This is a genomic window from Novosphingobium sp. BL-S-34 (genome assembly GCF_056857015.1).
In genome coordinates, this window is sequence record NZ_CM166472.1 from 2,854,814 (window position 1) to 2,870,186 (window position 15,373).

The following is a 15,373-nucleotide window of genomic DNA, read 5'->3' on the forward strand; positions in this document are numbered from 1 at the left end:
CGCCGGGTCTTGATCGTCTCCCCCGCCTTTGCCGGAAAACGCTACGCGGTGCTCGGACTCGCGCGCTCCGGACTCACGGCGGTGGAGACGCTGCTGGCCAGCGGCGCCCACGTCATGGCGTGGGATTCGCGCGAAGAGCCGCGCCACGCCCTCTGCGCGCGCCGTCACGAGGAAAGCATCGAAGTCGCGGACCCCGTCACCGCCGACCTGACGGGCTATGACGGCGTAGTCGTCTCGCCGGGCGTACCGCTCAACAAGCACCCGATCGCCGAAGCCGCGCGCCGCCATGGTGCGCCGGTGATTGGCGATATCGAGCTTTTCGCGCTGGCCCGCGGCAGCCTTCCCGCGCACCGCGTCGTCGGCATAACCGGCACCAACGGCAAGTCGACCACGACGTCGCTGGTCTGCCACCTGCTGGAAAGCGCCGGTGTGCCCACCCGCGTCGGCGGCAATATCGGTGTGCCGGTGCTGGGCGAAGATCCGCTGCCGGAGGGCGGCGTCTACGTGCTGGAGCTGTCCAGCTACCAGATCGATCTCACCCGCAGCCTGGACTGCGACGTGGCCGCGCTGCTCAACATCACGCCGGACCATCTCGACCGCTATGACGGGTTCGAGGCTTATGCCATGTCCAAGGCGCGCCTCTTCGCGATGCAGGACGCCGCGCGCCCCGCCATCTTCGGGACCGGCGACCGCGAGACCTCCGACATTGCCGAGACCGAGGAACTGCGCCGCGCGCCCGACGCCGTCCGCCGCGTCGGCGGGCAGGACCTTGCGCCGCTCCAGAAGGACTGGCCCTCGCTGCAAGGCCCGCACAACCTGCAGAACGCCGCGGTGGCCGTCGCCATCGTCGAGGCCCTGGGCATTCCCGCGGAGCAGTGGCAGCCCGCGCTGCGCACCTTCAGCGGGTTGCCGCACCGCATGGAGCGCGTGGCCGAGGCCGGCGGCGTGCTCTACATCAACGACAGCAAGGCGACCAACCCGGCCTCGACCGCACCGGCGCTGGCCGCGTTTCCGCCCGATCCCGAGCCGCGCCTCCACTGGATTCTCGGCGGTCTTCCCAAGGGCGACGACCTTGACGAATGCGCGCCGTTCTTCGGCAATGTCGCGGCTGCCTATACCATCGGCGATGCCGGGCCGCGCTTCGCGGAAATCCTCGCGCCTTACACCGAAGTGCACCGCAGCGAGATGATGGCCGAAGCCATCCGCGATGCGATGACCCGCGCCAGGCCCGGCGACGTCATCATGCTTTCGCCCGCCTGTGCCAGCTTCGACCAGTTCCGCGACTACGAAGCGCGCGGACTGGCCTTCCGCCAGATCGTCGAGGCTCTGCTCGAACTTCATGGCGAGCAGGAGCAGGGCGCATCCGCCGATACGCCCGAGGGTGAAGGCGAAGATGGGGTGAAGCACTGATGGCCACTGCCGCTCCCGGTTCCGCTTCGGGCGTTCAGCCCGCCAACGTCCGCTACAACCGCAACCGCCGGGGCCAGCTGGCGATCTGGTGGCAGGAGATCGACCGCACCGTCCTGGCCATCGTGCTGATCCTCATGGGCATCGGCGCCGTTGCGGTGGCGGCCGGTTCGCCCGCGAGTGCGCGGCGCCTGTCTACCGCGCATGAAAAGCTCTCGCAGCTCCACTTCTTCTGGCTGCACTTGCGCTGGCAGTTCGTGGGCCTTTGCGCGATGTTCTGGGCGTCCAGCCTGTCGAAGGACAGCGCGCGCCGCGTGGGCATCCTGATTGCTGCCGTCATGCTGGTCGGGCTGGTGCTGGTGCCGGTGATCGGCTCCGAAGTGAACGGCGCGCGGCGCTGGCTGAAGCTGGGCTTTTCGATCCAGCCGTCGCAGTTCCTGGGCTCCGGCTTCCCGATCCTGCTGGCCTGGATCCTGTCCTGGCGCGCGCGCGATCCGCATATTCCGGTGGTGGCGATCTGCTTCTGCCTCATGGGCCTGCTGGGCGCGCTGCTCATGGCGCAGCCGGACTTCGGTTCCACCATGCTGTTTTCGGGCACGTTCTTCGTGATGATCCTGCTGGCGGGCATTCCGCTCAAGCGCATCGGCATGTTCGCCGGGCTGGGCGTCGCGGGTATCGTCCTGATGTATTTCACATACGACAACGGCCGCAACCGCATCGATTCCTTCCTGTCCGGCGGCAATGCCTTCGACCAGGTGGACCTTGCGCAGCGCACGCTCCTGAACGGGGGATGGTTCGGGCAGGGCTTCTGGATGGGCGCGCGCAAGATGGCGCTGCCCGAAGCGCATACCGACTACATCTTCTCCGTCATCGGCGAGGAATTCGGGCTGATCGCCTGCGTCGTCATCGTCATGATCTATCTTGCCCTGCTGACGCGGGTCATGCTGCGCCTGGTGGACGAGGAGGACCTCTTCACCGTGCTCGCCGCCTCGGGCATCGCCTCGCAGTTCGGCGGGCAGGCTTTCATCAACATCCTGGTCAACCTGCAGCTCTTCCCGTCGAAGGGCATGACCTTGCCGCTGATCAGCTACGGCGGCTCGTCCACGGTGGCCATGTGCATGACCGTCGGCCTGCTGCTGGCGATCACGCGCCGCAATCCGTTCATCAAGCGCGAGAAGTTCTCACTGCGCGCCGTTGGAGACTTTTCTTCATGAGTTCGGCCGTATCCGGCTCGGTCAGCCGCCACTACGTCCTCGCCGCGGGCGGAACGGGCGGCCACCTCATCCCCGCCTTCGCGCTCGCCGCGGAGTTGGACCGTCGCGGCCATCACGTCGCGCTCATCACCGACGAGCGCGGCGCGGCCATTCCCGGCAAGCCCGACTATCTGCCCGCTCATGTCCTGCCGCAGGGCCGGATTGCCGGCAAGAACCCGCTGAACTGGCTCAAGGGTCTCAAGGGCATCCTGTCCGGCCGCGCGATGGCGCTGCGCCTGTTCGAGAGTTTCGAGCCGACTGCCGTGGTCGGCTTTGGCGGCTATCCCGCCCTGCCGACGATGCTCGCCGCCCGTTCGGCGAAGATCCCGACGGTGCTGCACGAGCAGAACTCGGTGCTCGGCCGGGTGAATCGCTACTTCGCCGGCAAGGTCAACGCCATCGCCACGGCCTTTGCGCAAGTGGACCGGCTCGATCCAAAGCTGGCGGACAAAGTCACGCTGGTCGGCAATCCGGTGCGCGAGGAAGTCCTGGCCCTGCGCGACGCGCCGTTCCCCGAATTCGGTGAGGACAGCCTGCTGCGCATCCTGGTGACCGGCGGCAGCCAGGGCGCCCGCGTGCTTTCCGAAGTCGTGCCTGACGGCCTTGCCATGCTGCCCCCGGCGCTGCGTTCGCGGCTCCAGGTGATCCAGCAGTGCCGGCCCGAGGATATCGATGCCGTGCGCGCGCGCTATGCCGGCCACGGCATCCCCGCCGAACTCGCGACTTATTTCGAAGACATGGCCGAGCGGCTTGCCGGCGCCCATCTCTTCATCGGCCGCTCCGGCGCCTCGACCATCGCGGAGCTTACCGCGGTCGGCCGACCGGCGATCCTGATCCCGCTGCCGATTGCCACCGACGACCACCAGGCCGCCAATACCCGCGAGATCGTCGCGGCCGGCGGCGCCCGCGCAATCCGACAGGAAAGCTTCACCGCGACCATGCTCGCGAAACAGATTCAGGCCATGGCCCAGCACCCCGAAACCCTTGCCAACGCCGCCCACGCCTCGTGGAACTGCGGTTATCCCAATGCCGCCAGCGATCTTGCCGACCTTGTCGAAAGCTTCGGCGCAGCCCCGATCATGGACGTGATCCGCCTGGAGAAAGCCATGCCCGCCAAGGGCGGCGAGGCGCGTGCTCAAAGTGGATTGGCCAAGAGCAAGCTCGCGAAGGAGCCCGCACAGTGAGGGGCGTCGGCACCGACATCGGCACGATCCACTTCGTGGGCATTGGCGGCATCGGCATGTCCGGCATTGCCGAAGTGATGCACAACCTGGGCTATTCGGTGCAGGGCTCCGACATTGCCGAGGGCTACGTGGTCGAAGGCCTGCGCGGCCGGGGCATAAAGGTGATGATCGGCCAGGCGGCGGAGAACGTCGAAGGCGTCGCCGTGGTCGTCACTTCCACCGCCGTGAAGCGCGATAATCCCGAAGTCGTCTACGCGCTCGAAAACCGCATTCCGGTGGTCCGCCGCGCGGAAATGCTGGCCGAGCTGATGCGCCTCAAGAACACGGTGGCCGTGGCCGGTACGCACGGCAAGACCACCACGACATCGATGGTCGCGGCGCTGCTCGATGCCGGCGGGGTCGATCCCACTGTCATCAACGGCGGCATCATCAATTCCTACGGTTCGAACGCGCGCCTCGGCGCTTCGGACTGGATGGTGGTGGAAGCCGACGAGAGCGACGGTTCGTTCCTGCGCCTCGACGGCACCATCGCTGTCGTCACCAACATCGATCCCGAGCACCTCGATCACTACGGCTCGTTCGACAAGGTGAAGGACTCCTTCGTCGAATTCATCGAGAATGTGCCCTTCTACGGCGCGGCGATGCTCTGCATCGATCACCCGGAAGTGCAGGCGATCATCCCCAAGGTGCGCGACCGCCGCGTGGTGACATACGGCTTCTCCGCCCAGGCCGACATTCGCGGCGAGAACGTGACGCCGATCCCCGGCGGCAACCGCTTCGACGTGGCCCTGCGCCAGCGCGACGGCTCGTTCCGCCGGATCGAGGGCATCGAATTGCCGATGCCGGGCCGCCACAACGTCCAGAACGCGCTCGCCGCCGTGGGCGTGGCGGTGGAGATGGGCTGTTCGGAAGAGTGCATCCAGACCGGCTTCTCCAAGTTCGGCGGCGTGAAGCGCCGCTTCACCAAAGTCGGCGAAGTCGAGGTCGAGGGCGGTGTCGTCACCGTGATCGACGATTACGGCCACCACCCGGTCGAAATCCGCGCCGTGCTGGCAGCCGCCCGCGAAGGCGTGCGCAATCGCGTCATCGCCGTGGTCCAGCCGCATCGCTTCACGCGCCTGCGCGATCACATGGAAGACTTCGAAGCGGCCTTCAACGATGCCGACGTGGTCTACGCCGCCCCGGTCTATGCCGCGGGCGAGCAGCCCATCGAAGGCGTCGATTCCGAGCACATGGTTTCGGGCATGAAGGCGCGCGGACATCGCTCGGCGCAAGTCGTCGCCGGACCGGACGCGCTGGCCGATGTCCTGGCCACGTCGATTCAGGCGGGCGACATGGTCGTCTGCCTCGGCGCGGGCGACATCACCAAGTGGGCAGCCGGTCTTGCCGACGCGATCGTCAAGCGGAGGGCTGCTTGAGCGAAGCGCCAAGCCTTCCCCAGGTAGCCGGCAAGCTCAAGGCCGATGCGCCGCTGGCGCCGCTCGTCTGGTTCAAGTCGGGCGGCGCGGCGGAGTGGCTGTTCGAGCCGAAGGATCTTGCCGATCTGCAGGGCTTCCTGCGCGATCTCGATCCGTCGGTCCCGGTCATGGCGCTCGGCCTCGGCTCCAACATGATCGTGCGCGACGGCGGCGTTCCGGGCGTGGTGATCCGGCTCGGCAAGGCTTTCGCGAAAGTCGGCCGCGTCGATGAAGTCACACTGGAATGCGGCGGCGGCGCCAGCGGCATCCTCGTTTCCTCCACCGCGCGCGACAACGGCATTGCCGGTGTCGAATTCCTGCGCTCGATCCCCGGCACGGTCGGCGGCTTCGTGCGCATGAACGGCGGTGCCTATGGCGTCGAGGTCAAGGACGTGCTGGTCGATTGCGACGTGGTGCTGCGCGACGGCACGCTGGTCACCCTGAACAACGCCGACCTCGGCTATACCTATCGCCATTCGCAGCTGCCCGAAGGCGCCGTGGTCGTCGCTGCGCGCTTCAAGGGCCGCGCGGGCGAATCCGAGGCGATCCAGGCCGAGATGGACCGGATTTCCGCCAGCCGCGAAGCCAGCCAGCCGCTGCGCAGCAAGACCGGCGGCTCGACGTTCAAGAACCCGGAAGGCCACAAGGCCTGGCAGCTCGTGGACGAAGCCGGATGCCGCGGCCTGACTCTCGGCGGCGCGCAAGTGAGCGAGAAGCACACCAACTTCCTGCTCAACGTGGCCGACGCCACCAGCAGCGATATCGAGGCCCTGGGCGAGGAAGTCCGCCGCCGGGTCAAGGAAAACTCGGGCGTGACGCTCGAATGGGAAATCCAGCGGGTTGGACTATCCGCTGAAGCAAGAAGTGAGTTGACGCAGTGACCCTCTCCAAGCTCCACGTCGCGGTCCTGATGGGCGGTTGGTCGAACGAACGGCCGGTCTCGCTGATGAGCGGCGAGGGCGTGGCCAAGGCGCTTGAGTCCAAGGGCCACACGGTCACGCGCATCGACATGGACCGCGATGTCGCGCTGCGCCTGTCGGAGGCGAAGCCGGACGTCGTGTTCAACGCGCTCCACGGCGCGCCGGGCGAGGACGGCACGGTGCAGGGCATGATGGACCTGATGGGCCTTACCTACACGCATTCGGGCCTCGCCACGTCGGTCATCGCCATCGACAAGGAGCTGACCAAGCAGGCGCTCGTACCTCACGGCATTCCCATGCCCGGCGGCCGCATCGTCGAGAGCGCCACGATCCACGAACGCGATCCACTGCCGCGTCCCTATGTGCTCAAGCCCGTCAACGAGGGTTCCTCCGTGGGCGTCGCCATCGTCACCGATGAGGGCAATTACGGTAATCCGATCGCGCCGGACGCCAAGGGCCCGTGGCAGGAATTCGACCGCCTGCTCGCCGAACCCTTCATTCGCGGCCGGGAACTGACCACTGCGGTGATCGGTGATCGCGCTCTGCTGGTCACCGAACTCAAGCCCAAGTCCGGCTTCTACGACTTCGACGCCAAGTATACCGACGGCATGACCGAGCACGTCTGCCCGGCGGAAATTCCGGACGAGATTACGGCGGCCTGCAAGGACCTTGCCTTGCGCTCCCATCAGTTGCTGGGCTGCAAGGGCGCCAGCCGCGCCGACTTCCGCTGGGACGACACGCAGGGGATCGAGGGTCTGTTCCTGCTGGAGGTCAATACCCAGCCCGGCATGACGCCGCTCAGCCTGGTTCCCGAGCAGGCGCGCGCCTGCGGCATGGAATATCCCGATCTCGTGGAAGCAGTGATTGCCGAAGCGCTTGCCGACGCCGGAAAGGTCGCCAAGGGGGCCAAATGAGCCAGACGATCCGGCGCAAGCCGAAGACAGCGCGAAAGGCCGCCGCGGCCCAGAACACCAAGGCCAAGGTCCGCCAGGCCAAGGCGACCAGCGGCACCGCCGTCGATACGGTGATGAGCTGGCTGCCCTTCACCGAGGAGCAGCTTCACAAGATCTTCCTCGTCGCCATACTCGGCGGCGCGGGCTTGCTCATCTGGGTCGTGGCCAATGCGGCCGGCGTGCCGATGCTGGCGGGCAAGCAGTTCGCCCAGGTCGCCGCCGATGCCGGTTTCGAGGTGAAGCGCGTCGAAGTGCGCGGGGTGAAGAACCTCAACGAGCTGAAAGTCTACGAAAAGGCCCTGGCCGAGCGCGACCGGGCAATGACCCAGGTCGATCTCGACGGGCTGCGCAGCGAACTGCTGGGTCTGTCGTGGGTGAAGGACGCGCGCGTCTCGCGCCAGCTGCCGGACACGCTGGTGATCGACATCGTCGAGCGAGAGCCCCATGCGGTGCTCCGCAAGGCGGACCGTTTCGTGCTCATCGACGAGACCGGGCAGGAACTGGAAGCGATCAACCGGAAGGACGCCAAAGGCAAGCTGATCGTCTCCGGCCCAGGTGCGGGCCAGCAGGTGACCCAGCTCGGCCATCTGCTCGAAGCGGCGCCGGCGCTCCAGCCGAAAGTGCAGGAAGCGGAATGGATCGGCAACCGCCGCTGGAACCTGACGTTTCAGACCGGGCAGGTGCTGGCGCTGCCGGAAGGCGACACCGAATCCGCCGGGGCGCTCGTCACTTTTGCCCGGCTTGACGGCACCAACCGGCTGATCGGCGGCAAAGTCACGGCTATCGACATGCGCGCGAAGGACCGCATCTACTTGCGGGTCCCGGACGCCGAAGGACAGGAACTGGCGATGAAGGCGGGCGCAGTCCCCCATACGAGCGTCGAAGCGAGCAGCCAGAGTGCCGCCGCAGCGGAGGAACAGTGATGGCACCCCCACGCATCACCCGGGTGTTCGGCGCGGTCAACATCGGGTCCTTCCGCATTTCCGCCATTGTCGCGGGCATGTCCGAGATGGGGGACATGATCGTGCTCGGCTCGGGCCACCGCGCCAGCCAGGGCATCAAGCGCGGCTTCGTCACTGACATGGCCGCCGCCACTTATGCCGTCCGCGATGCCATCGACCGGGCGGAGAAGATGGCCGACACCAGCGTCACCAAAGTCTGGATCGGCTGCTCGGGGGCGGGGCTCGCCAGCCGCATCGACCAGTTCGATGCCGAGATCGGCGGCCGCCGCATCGAGCAGGAGGATATCGATCAGCTCCTGATCTCGGCGCGCGAAGTGATCCAGCCCGACGGGCGCATGGTGCTCCATGCCCAGCCGGCGCAATATCGCCTGGACGGTGCGCACGGCGTGGGCAATCCCAAGGGGCTCCATGCCGAGCGGCTTGGCGTCGACATCCACATAGTCCTGGCCGACGGCGCTCCGATCCGCAACCTGACCGAAGCGGTGCAATGCGCGCATCTCGAAGTGGAGGCCGTGGTCGGCTCGCCCATCGCGGCGGGGCAGGCGTGCCTCTCGCCCGAGGAGCGTGACCTGGGCGTGGCGCTGGTGGAATTCGGCGCGGAAGTCACCAATGTCGCGGTCTATTCGCATGGGCTGCTGATCGACATGATCTCGATCCCGATGGGCTCGGCCGACATCACCGACGCCGTCGCCTCGGCCTTCGGCATTCGCCGGTTCCAGGCCGAGCGGCTCAAGTGCGTGAACGGCTCCGCCATCGCCAGCCCGCACGATCACCGCGAGATGATTCCCGTCAATGCGCCGGGCGAGGAAGGCACCGGCCCGATCGCCCGCCATGCCGATGACAAGAACCGGATCCCGCGCGCCGAACTGATCGGTGTGATTACCGGCCAGCTCGGCATCCTGATGGAAGAAATAAACAAGGCGCTGAAGTTGATGCGCTTCAACGCGCAGCGCGGCAAGCAGGTGGTCTTCACCGGGGGCGGCGCGGAACTGGTGGGATTGGCCGACTATGCGCAGGCGGCGCTGGGCAAGCCGGTGCGCATCGGCCGCGTGCCGCACCTTTCGGGACTGGCCGAAGCCCACGTAAAACCGGGCTTCTCCACGCTTGCGGGACTGGTTCTCTATGCCGCCGCGGACCCGATCGACATTCGCACCTTCGGCAAGAACCGCCAAGGTACAGTGAGTTACAGCGGTCTTGGCGTGGTCAACCGCGTCTATAGAGCATTGAAAGAGTACTTTTGAGCAACTGTTTGGAAGATGCCCGTCAGGGCATTTAGTGGGGGCGAGGGCCGGTGCCGCTGAATTCCTGTCCGCGAATTTCCAAACCGACTCAAAGCCCTTTGGTCAGTCGTGCATTCCCTGCGACGGGAACGGCACGATTGGCTGGAATTCGCGGTTTCGGCTGTGGACAACAAGGCTGCACGCTTTGCCTTGACGGAGGCTGCCGTGCAATCAGGCTAGTCAAGGTAAATTTCTTCGCGCACGTGCCTGCCAGGAGATCGAAATGAGCATCAACATCGGACCGCCGGCGATCGAAGAGCTTCGTCCGCGTATTGTCGTCATCGGCGTTGGCGGAGCAGGCGGCAACGCCATCGCCAACATGATCCAGGCCCAGATCGAGGGCGTGGACTTCGTCGTCGCCAATACCGACGCGCAGGCGCTCAACAACGCGATCGCCGAAACCCGCATCCAGCTCGGCCCGGAAATCACGCAGGGCCTCGGCGCCGGTGCGCGTCCGGAAGTGGGCCGCGCTGCGGCGGAAGAGACGATCGAAGAGATCGAACGTCTGCTTGACGGCGTCCACATGGTCTTCATCGCCGCCGGCATGGGCGGCGGCACCGGCACGGGTGCGGCGCCGATCATCGCGCAGGCCGCGCGCGCAAAGGGCGTGCTGACGGTGGGCGTGGTTTCCAAGCCCTTCATGTTCGAAGGCACGCGCCGCATGCGTTCGGCGGACTCGGGCATCGAGGAGCTGCAGAAGCACGTCGATACCCTGATCGTCATCCCGAACCAGAACCTGTTCCTGGTCGCCAAGGCGGAAACCACGTTCAAGGAAGCCTTCCAGCTTGCCGACGAAGTGCTTCAGCAGGGCGTTCGCTCGATCACCGACCTGATGATCATGCCGGGCCTCATCAACCTCGACTTCGCGGACGTCCGCTCGGTCATGGGCGAAATGGGCAAGGCGATGATGGGCACCGGAGAGGGCGAAGGCCCGAACCGCGCACTCGAAGCGGCCGAACGCGCCATAGCGAACCCGCTGCTCGACGGCGTGTCGATGCAGGGCGCCAAGGGCGTGATCATCTCGATCATCGGCGGCGACGACATGAAGCTGCTCGAAGTCGACGAAGCCGCGAACCACATTCGCGAACTGGTCGACCCTGACGCCAACATCATCTGGGGCTCGGCCTTCAACCCCGACCTTCAGGGCAAGATCCGCGTTTCGGTAGTGGCCACCGGCATCGAGCAGACCACGGAAATGGCCGAGATCGCCTCGCGTCCGCTGAACCTCAGCGCCTCGCGCGGCCCGGTGCGTCCGATGGTGTCGCGCCCGGTGCCCAGCGCACCGACGCCGCTCGTCACGCCCGCTCCGGCCGCCGCAGCGCCGGTCGCTCCGGCTTCCGAGCCCTTCGAACTGTCGACGCCGGCTGCCGAGTCGGCCGACCAGCCGTTCGAACTGGAACTCGGCGCCAGCGAGGAAGTCGAGCAGGAGGCCCCGGCCGCTTACACCGGCCTTCGCAGCGCGCGTCCCGAACCGCTCGATCTCGGCGCGATGGCGCAGGCCCAGCCCCCGCATCAGCCGGCTCCGCAGGCCGCCAGCCAGCGCCAGCAGGACGAACTCCTGCTGGGCGGCGGGCAGCCGCAAGCCGCTGAACCCGCCCGCGCGCGTCCGGCCGATCCCGCACCGGCGCGCCCGGTCGGCGGTGGCAGCACTTTGTTCGAGCGCATGACCAGCCTTTCGCGTCCCAAGGCGGCCCCGGCCGAACCGGCGGGCGATGACGATGATGGCGGCTCGATCAGCATCCCCCGTTTCCTGGGGCGCCAGAACAACCAGTAATGAAAATGGGCGGGCGGCGGCCGGTTTGCGGCCGTCGCCTCCCGTTTTCGCAAGGTTCATGAATCGGACGACATAGACGCGGCCGATCGGTTTCCAGCAAAGGCCCGATTCCAGTCGGGCCTTTGCGCGTTTTGAGAGGTTTTTCGGGTCTTGCGGGTACGTCAGAGGGTTTCGAGCAAGTGGCTGGCCTCGGCCGCCGTGCATGTAGCGCTGGTCGTTCCCGCTGCGTCCCTCTCGTTCGCCGTCCTCCCGGCCGCAGCCATCGCTGCGCCGGTGGTGCAAGCGCTGCCGAGCGCCGACCAGTTGAAGCTCAACGCCGCGCTGTCGCGACTGGCGCGCGATCCGCGGGACACCTCCGCCTTGCTCGACGCGGGCGATGCGGCGCGCAAGCTGGGCGATTTCGACGCCGCCATCGGCTTCTATCGCCGCGCCGACGAAATTTCGCCCGGCAATGCGCGGGTCAAGGCGGGGCTCGCCGCCTCACTGGCGCAGAGCGGCGATCCCGTTGCCGCGCTGCCGCTGTTCGCCGAGGCGGAGAAGGCGGGCGCCAGCCCCACGCAGCTGGCGGCAGACCGCGGCCTTGCCTACGACCTCGTCGGCGACAACGCCGCCGCGCAGCGCTACTACGCCTTGGCGCTCGGCGGTGCCAATGACGAGGATGTCCGCATGCGACTGGCGATCAGCCAGGCGATTTCCGGCGATGCCCAGGCATCGGAAACGACGATCATGCCCCTGCTGCGCAAGCAGGACAAACCGGGCTGGCGTACGCGCGCCTTCTCGCTGGCGATCGCGGGCGACGCCAAGCAGGCGGTGGAAGTCTCGAACACGATCCTGCCCCCGCAACTGGCCCAGAACATCGCGCCTTACTTGCGCTACATGCCGCGTCTCACCCGCGCGCAGCAGGCGGCGGCGGCCAATCTCGGCAAGTTCCCGCGCGCTTCGGAAATCGGGCATGACGATGCCCGGATCGCGGCCTACACGCCGACGCGGCTTGCCAGCGCGGACGCGAATCTCGTTCCGCGCGGCGAGGCCCTGGGCAGCGGCAGCACTGCGGCTACCCGCACGTCCCGCACGGCCAAGGCCAGCACGAAACCGGCAAAGGCCGGCCCGCGGACCGGCGGCACATCGGTGGCCGCGGCGGATCCCTATCGCATCGGCGGCGGGCGGACGACCTCCACGCGCACGGCGCCCGCTGCGGCGGCAGAGCCGGCACGGGTCGCACCGCCCGAACCGATGCCGACCATCGAGCGCGCCGATACGCCGACGGGCGAACTGCCGCCCGTGAAGCCGAAGGCGGAGCAACCCGCCCCGGTCAGCGCCAAGCCGCCCGCGACGACAACGGCCGCGCCTGCCTCGACCTCGGTGACGCGCGAATGGGCTGCCGCCTCGCTGGCTGCGCGGAGTAGCTCTGCGCCGCCTACGGCCGCCGCAAGCCCCGGTTTCGACCTTGCCCGGGTTCCGGCGGGTCAGCCTGCCGCGGCGCCCTCGACGTCGCCCGTTGTCTCCAAACCCGCGACACCCGCGCCCGGGCTCGCCGCCACGCCGAGTGCGCCAGTTGCGCCGCTCGCCGCCACGCCGGCCAAGCCGCCCGTGGCGGAAGCGCCGCCGGAACCGAACGCCCAGCAGCTTTCGCTGGAGCAGATCTTCGCGGATCTGGGCAAGCCAACCATGCAGATCATGCCGGCCTCGGGCGCGGTCGACATGCGGCAGATAGAGCCCGCACGTCCGGCGCCGCCCAAGATCGACCTTCCCAAGCCGGAACCGGAAGCACCCAAGGTGCCCGAGCCGAAAGCCAAGGCAGACCCCAAGGCCAAGCTCGACCCCAAGACCAAGCCCGATGACAAGGCGGAAGACGACAAGGCCTCTGCCAAGACCAAGGCTGCCGCGAAGGCCAAGGCCGATGCCGCCGCCAAGGCCAAGAAGCCTGCGCCGCCGTCGCATCCCAGCCGGATCTGGGTGCAGATCGGCGTGGGCCGCGACAAGGCTGCCATCGCTTTCGACTGGCGCCGCTACCTCAAGCAGTCGCCCGCGCTGTTCAAGGGCCACGAACCCTATGTCAGCGACATGGGGCGGACCAACCGCATCCTCGTGGGTCCGTTCGAGACGCAGAAGGCGGCCGGCAGCTTCATCGCCGATGCGAAGAAGCAGGGCTTCAACGACGCGCTTCCCTGGACGAGTCCGGCGGGGCAGGTCGTCGACGCGCTTTCGGCGAAGTGACGGGCGGGTCGCGGAGGCGGCCCGTTTCCCTATGCGTAAAGCGGGCCTGAGGGCCGCGTCCAGCAAATCCGGGTGACTTCGAACTGTCCTAATGGCGGGGCGGCGGGCCTTATCCACATCCTGTGAACAGGCTTGTGCAGTTTTGCTCAGGCGATCGCATGCCCCGGATTGTGCTTGCCCCCCCAGGCAAAGCATCCATGGCTCGTCGCGTCGCGGAGGGCAAATGTCGGAAATCATGAGGCAGGTACAGGACGACATCAGCCGGGAGGACGAGTCCGCCCCGATCGAGATGCTGGCGTCGCTGTTCGAAGCGCGCGACTGGGCGTTCGAGCACTCGGGCGAGGATGAGATCTCCGCCGAAGTGAAGGGCGCCTGGGCGACCTATCAGATCCAGGCGATCTGGCGCGCGGAAGACCGTGTGCTGCAATTGCTCTGCCTGCCGGACATTCGCATCGCCGACAGCAAGCGGCAGGCCATGTTCGAGGCCCTGGCTCTCATCAACGAGCAGCTCTGGGTCGGCCATTTCGACACCTGGTCCAGCAGCGGCGTGGTGCTCTATCGCCACGGGCTGATGCTGGGCGAGGAAGGCCTGCTCGGTCCGGGCCAGGCGCAGACCGTGGTGGAGGCGGCGATCGAGGAATGCGACCGCTTCTATCCGGTGTTCCAGTTCATCCTCTGGGGCGACAAGACCCCGACCGAGGCGCTCGCTGCAGCCATGATCGACGCGGCGGGAGAGGCCTGACCCCGCTGCGCCGGCGCTGACAGCGCTGGCGCAAGGATATGGGGGCGGGACTGCCATGCCGGCGCCGGTCAGTGCAGGTTCGGCGTGGATGGCCCGTCTGTCGGGCTTTGGCCCTTGGCAGTGTGCCGTCGCTCCCTTAGAGCGGGATCCGATCCTGCTGCGTCGGCCCTGTCGCCGCAGGTTTTTGGTTTGCCGCGTTTTCCGAGCAATCAGGTGATCCCATCTGCTTGGCAAACGCTCTAGGCGCCGGGACGTCGCAAGGTCTCGCGCAAGGGGAATGACATGGAGCGGTTTCAGAACATCCTTCTCGTCGGCTGCGGCAATATGGCCGGCGCCATGCTGGAGGGCTGGCTGAAGGGCGGCATCGCCGCATCGCGTTTCACCATCGTCGATCCCAAGCGCACCGAAGCGCCCGAGGGCGTGACCCTGCTCGGCGAACTGCCGCGCGAAGGTCGCTTCGACGTGGTCATGCTGGGTATCAAGCCTCAGGGCCTGGATGAGGCCGCCCCGGCGATCGGCGCGCTGGTCGGGCGCGAGACGACGCTCTTCTCGATTCTTGCAGGTGTGGAGTTCGAGAGCCTTGCCGCGCGGTTCCCCGCGGCGGGCGCCGTCGTGCGGATCATGCCCAACCTTGCCGCCGCCATCGGCAAGTCGCCGATCGCGCTGGATTCGCGTGGTCTCGATGAGACGGGGCGCGCAGCGGTCACGGCGATGATGGCCCATCTCGGCACCCCGGAGTGGCTGGCGGAAGAGGCGCTGTTCGATTCCGTCACGGCGCTGGCAGGCTGCGGCCCCGCCTTCGTCTACCGTTTCATCGACGCGCTGACGGCAGGGGCCGTGTCGCTCGGGCTGGACGAGGCGCAGTCGCAGCGGCTTGCCCTGGCCATGGTCGAAGGGGCGGCGCAGCTCGCGGCCGCCTCGCCGTTCTCGGCCGGCGAACTGGCGGACAAGGTGGCCAGCCCCGGTGGGTCGACCCGCGCCGGCATGAACGTGCTCGATGCGGACGACGCCCTGACGCGCCTGATTGCGGCCACGATGGCGGCCTCGCGCGACCGTAATGCCGAAATGGCCGCGGAGGCCCGCAAGGCCTGATCGCCGTATTCCGGCGGGTTCCGACAGTCTTTACATTTTGACACAAAGTCGATCCGCCGGTTTTCCTTGAATTCGGAGGCCGGACAGCAGATATTCGTGCCTGTACGGGTGCCGCATTTCGCAAGCGCCTGT

At 67.3% G+C, this 15,373-nt stretch carries 12 protein-coding genes; all 12 read left to right on the plus strand.

Annotated features, from left to right (window positions below; genetic code table 11):
- The first annotated feature begins 9 nt into the window (after positions 1-9).
- The 12 genes from murD to AC1VV3_RS13715 all read left to right on the plus strand — a co-directional run bounded on the left by murD (position 10) and on the right by AC1VV3_RS13715 (position 15,241).
- The gene (murD, locus tag AC1VV3_RS13660) at positions 10-1,410 is read left to right on the plus strand and encodes a UDP-N-acetylmuramoyl-L-alanine--D-glutamate ligase (RefSeq protein WP_431568681.1); all 1,401 of its coding nucleotides are present in this window, start codon (positions 10-12) and stop codon (positions 1,408-1,410) included.
- Positions 1,410-2,621, plus strand: coding sequence for an FtsW/RodA/SpoVE family cell cycle protein (locus AC1VV3_RS13665; RefSeq protein ID WP_134095114.1), 1,212 nt, complete (start codon positions 1,410-1,412; stop codon positions 2,619-2,621). Before murD ends, AC1VV3_RS13665 begins: the two co-directional genes overlap by 1 nt.
- A complete protein-coding gene (gene murG / locus AC1VV3_RS13670) occupies positions 2,618-3,844 on the plus strand; it encodes an undecaprenyldiphospho-muramoylpentapeptide beta-N-acetylglucosaminyltransferase (protein ID WP_431568682.1) in 1,227 nt (408 codons plus the stop codon). Before AC1VV3_RS13665 ends, murG begins: the two co-directional genes overlap by 4 nt.
- Positions 3,841-5,262 (plus strand): UDP-N-acetylmuramate--L-alanine ligase, encoded by a 1,422-nt coding sequence (gene murC / locus AC1VV3_RS13675; protein ID WP_431568683.1) that lies wholly within the window; start codon positions 3,841-3,843, stop codon positions 5,260-5,262. Before murG ends, murC begins: the two co-directional genes overlap by 4 nt.
- Positions 5,259-6,182, plus strand: a complete 924-nt coding sequence (gene murB / locus AC1VV3_RS13680) for a UDP-N-acetylmuramate dehydrogenase (protein ID WP_431568684.1) — start codon at positions 5,259-5,261, stop codon at positions 6,180-6,182. Before murC ends, murB begins: the two co-directional genes overlap by 4 nt.
- Positions 6,179-7,135, plus strand: a complete 957-nt coding sequence (locus AC1VV3_RS13685) for a D-alanine--D-alanine ligase (protein WP_431568685.1) — start codon at positions 6,179-6,181, stop codon at positions 7,133-7,135. Before murB ends, AC1VV3_RS13685 begins: the two co-directional genes overlap by 4 nt.
- A complete protein-coding gene (locus AC1VV3_RS13690; protein ID WP_132261769.1) occupies positions 7,132-8,097 on the plus strand; it encodes a cell division protein FtsQ/DivIB in 966 nt (321 codons plus the stop codon). Before AC1VV3_RS13685 ends, AC1VV3_RS13690 begins: the two co-directional genes overlap by 4 nt.
- Entirely contained in the window at positions 8,097-9,377 is a 1,281-nt protein-coding gene (ftsA, locus tag AC1VV3_RS13695) for a cell division protein FtsA (protein WP_134095109.1), read from the plus strand. The genes AC1VV3_RS13690 and ftsA overlap by 1 nt, the downstream gene beginning before the upstream one ends.
- A gap of 262 nt (positions 9,378-9,639) precedes the next feature.
- Positions 9,640-11,190, plus strand: coding sequence for a cell division protein FtsZ (gene ftsZ / locus AC1VV3_RS13700; RefSeq protein ID WP_431568686.1), 1,551 nt, complete (start codon positions 9,640-9,642; stop codon positions 11,188-11,190).
- A 150-nt stretch (positions 11,191-11,340) separates the two neighbouring features.
- Complete coding sequence (locus AC1VV3_RS13705; RefSeq protein ID WP_431568687.1) at positions 11,341-13,407, plus strand: SPOR domain-containing protein; 2,067 nt, start codon at positions 11,341-11,343, stop codon at positions 13,405-13,407.
- Positions 13,408-13,630: 223 nt separating this feature from the next.
- On the plus strand, positions 13,631-14,149 hold the full coding sequence (locus AC1VV3_RS13710; RefSeq protein WP_132261776.1) for a type III secretion system chaperone family protein: 519 nt from the start codon (positions 13,631-13,633) through the stop codon (positions 14,147-14,149).
- 282 nt (positions 14,150-14,431) lie between these two features.
- The gene (locus tag AC1VV3_RS13715) at positions 14,432-15,241 is read left to right on the plus strand and encodes a pyrroline-5-carboxylate reductase family protein (protein ID WP_132261777.1); all 810 of its coding nucleotides are present in this window, start codon (positions 14,432-14,434) and stop codon (positions 15,239-15,241) included.
- The last annotated feature ends 132 nt before the right edge of the window (positions 15,242-15,373 follow it).

Coding starts and splice junctions, on each gene's coding strand:
- AC1VV3_RS13710 (WP_132261776.1), top strand. CDS start 13,631: ATGTCGGAAATCATGAGGCAGGTACAGGACGACATCAGCCGGGAGGAC.
- AC1VV3_RS13690 (WP_132261769.1), top strand. CDS start 7,132: ATGAGCCAGACGATCCGGCGCAAGCCGAAGACAGCGCGAAAGGCCGCC.
- ftsA (WP_134095109.1), top strand. CDS start 8,097: ATGGCACCCCCACGCATCACCCGGGTGTTCGGCGCGGTCAACATCGGG.
- AC1VV3_RS13715 (WP_132261777.1), top strand. CDS start 14,432: ATGGAGCGGTTTCAGAACATCCTTCTCGTCGGCTGCGGCAATATGGCC.
- murG (WP_431568682.1), top strand. CDS start 2,618: ATGAGTTCGGCCGTATCCGGCTCGGTCAGCCGCCACTACGTCCTCGCC.
- ftsZ (WP_431568686.1), top strand. CDS start 9,640: ATGAGCATCAACATCGGACCGCCGGCGATCGAAGAGCTTCGTCCGCGT.
- AC1VV3_RS13665 (WP_134095114.1), top strand. CDS start 1,410: ATGGCCACTGCCGCTCCCGGTTCCGCTTCGGGCGTTCAGCCCGCCAAC.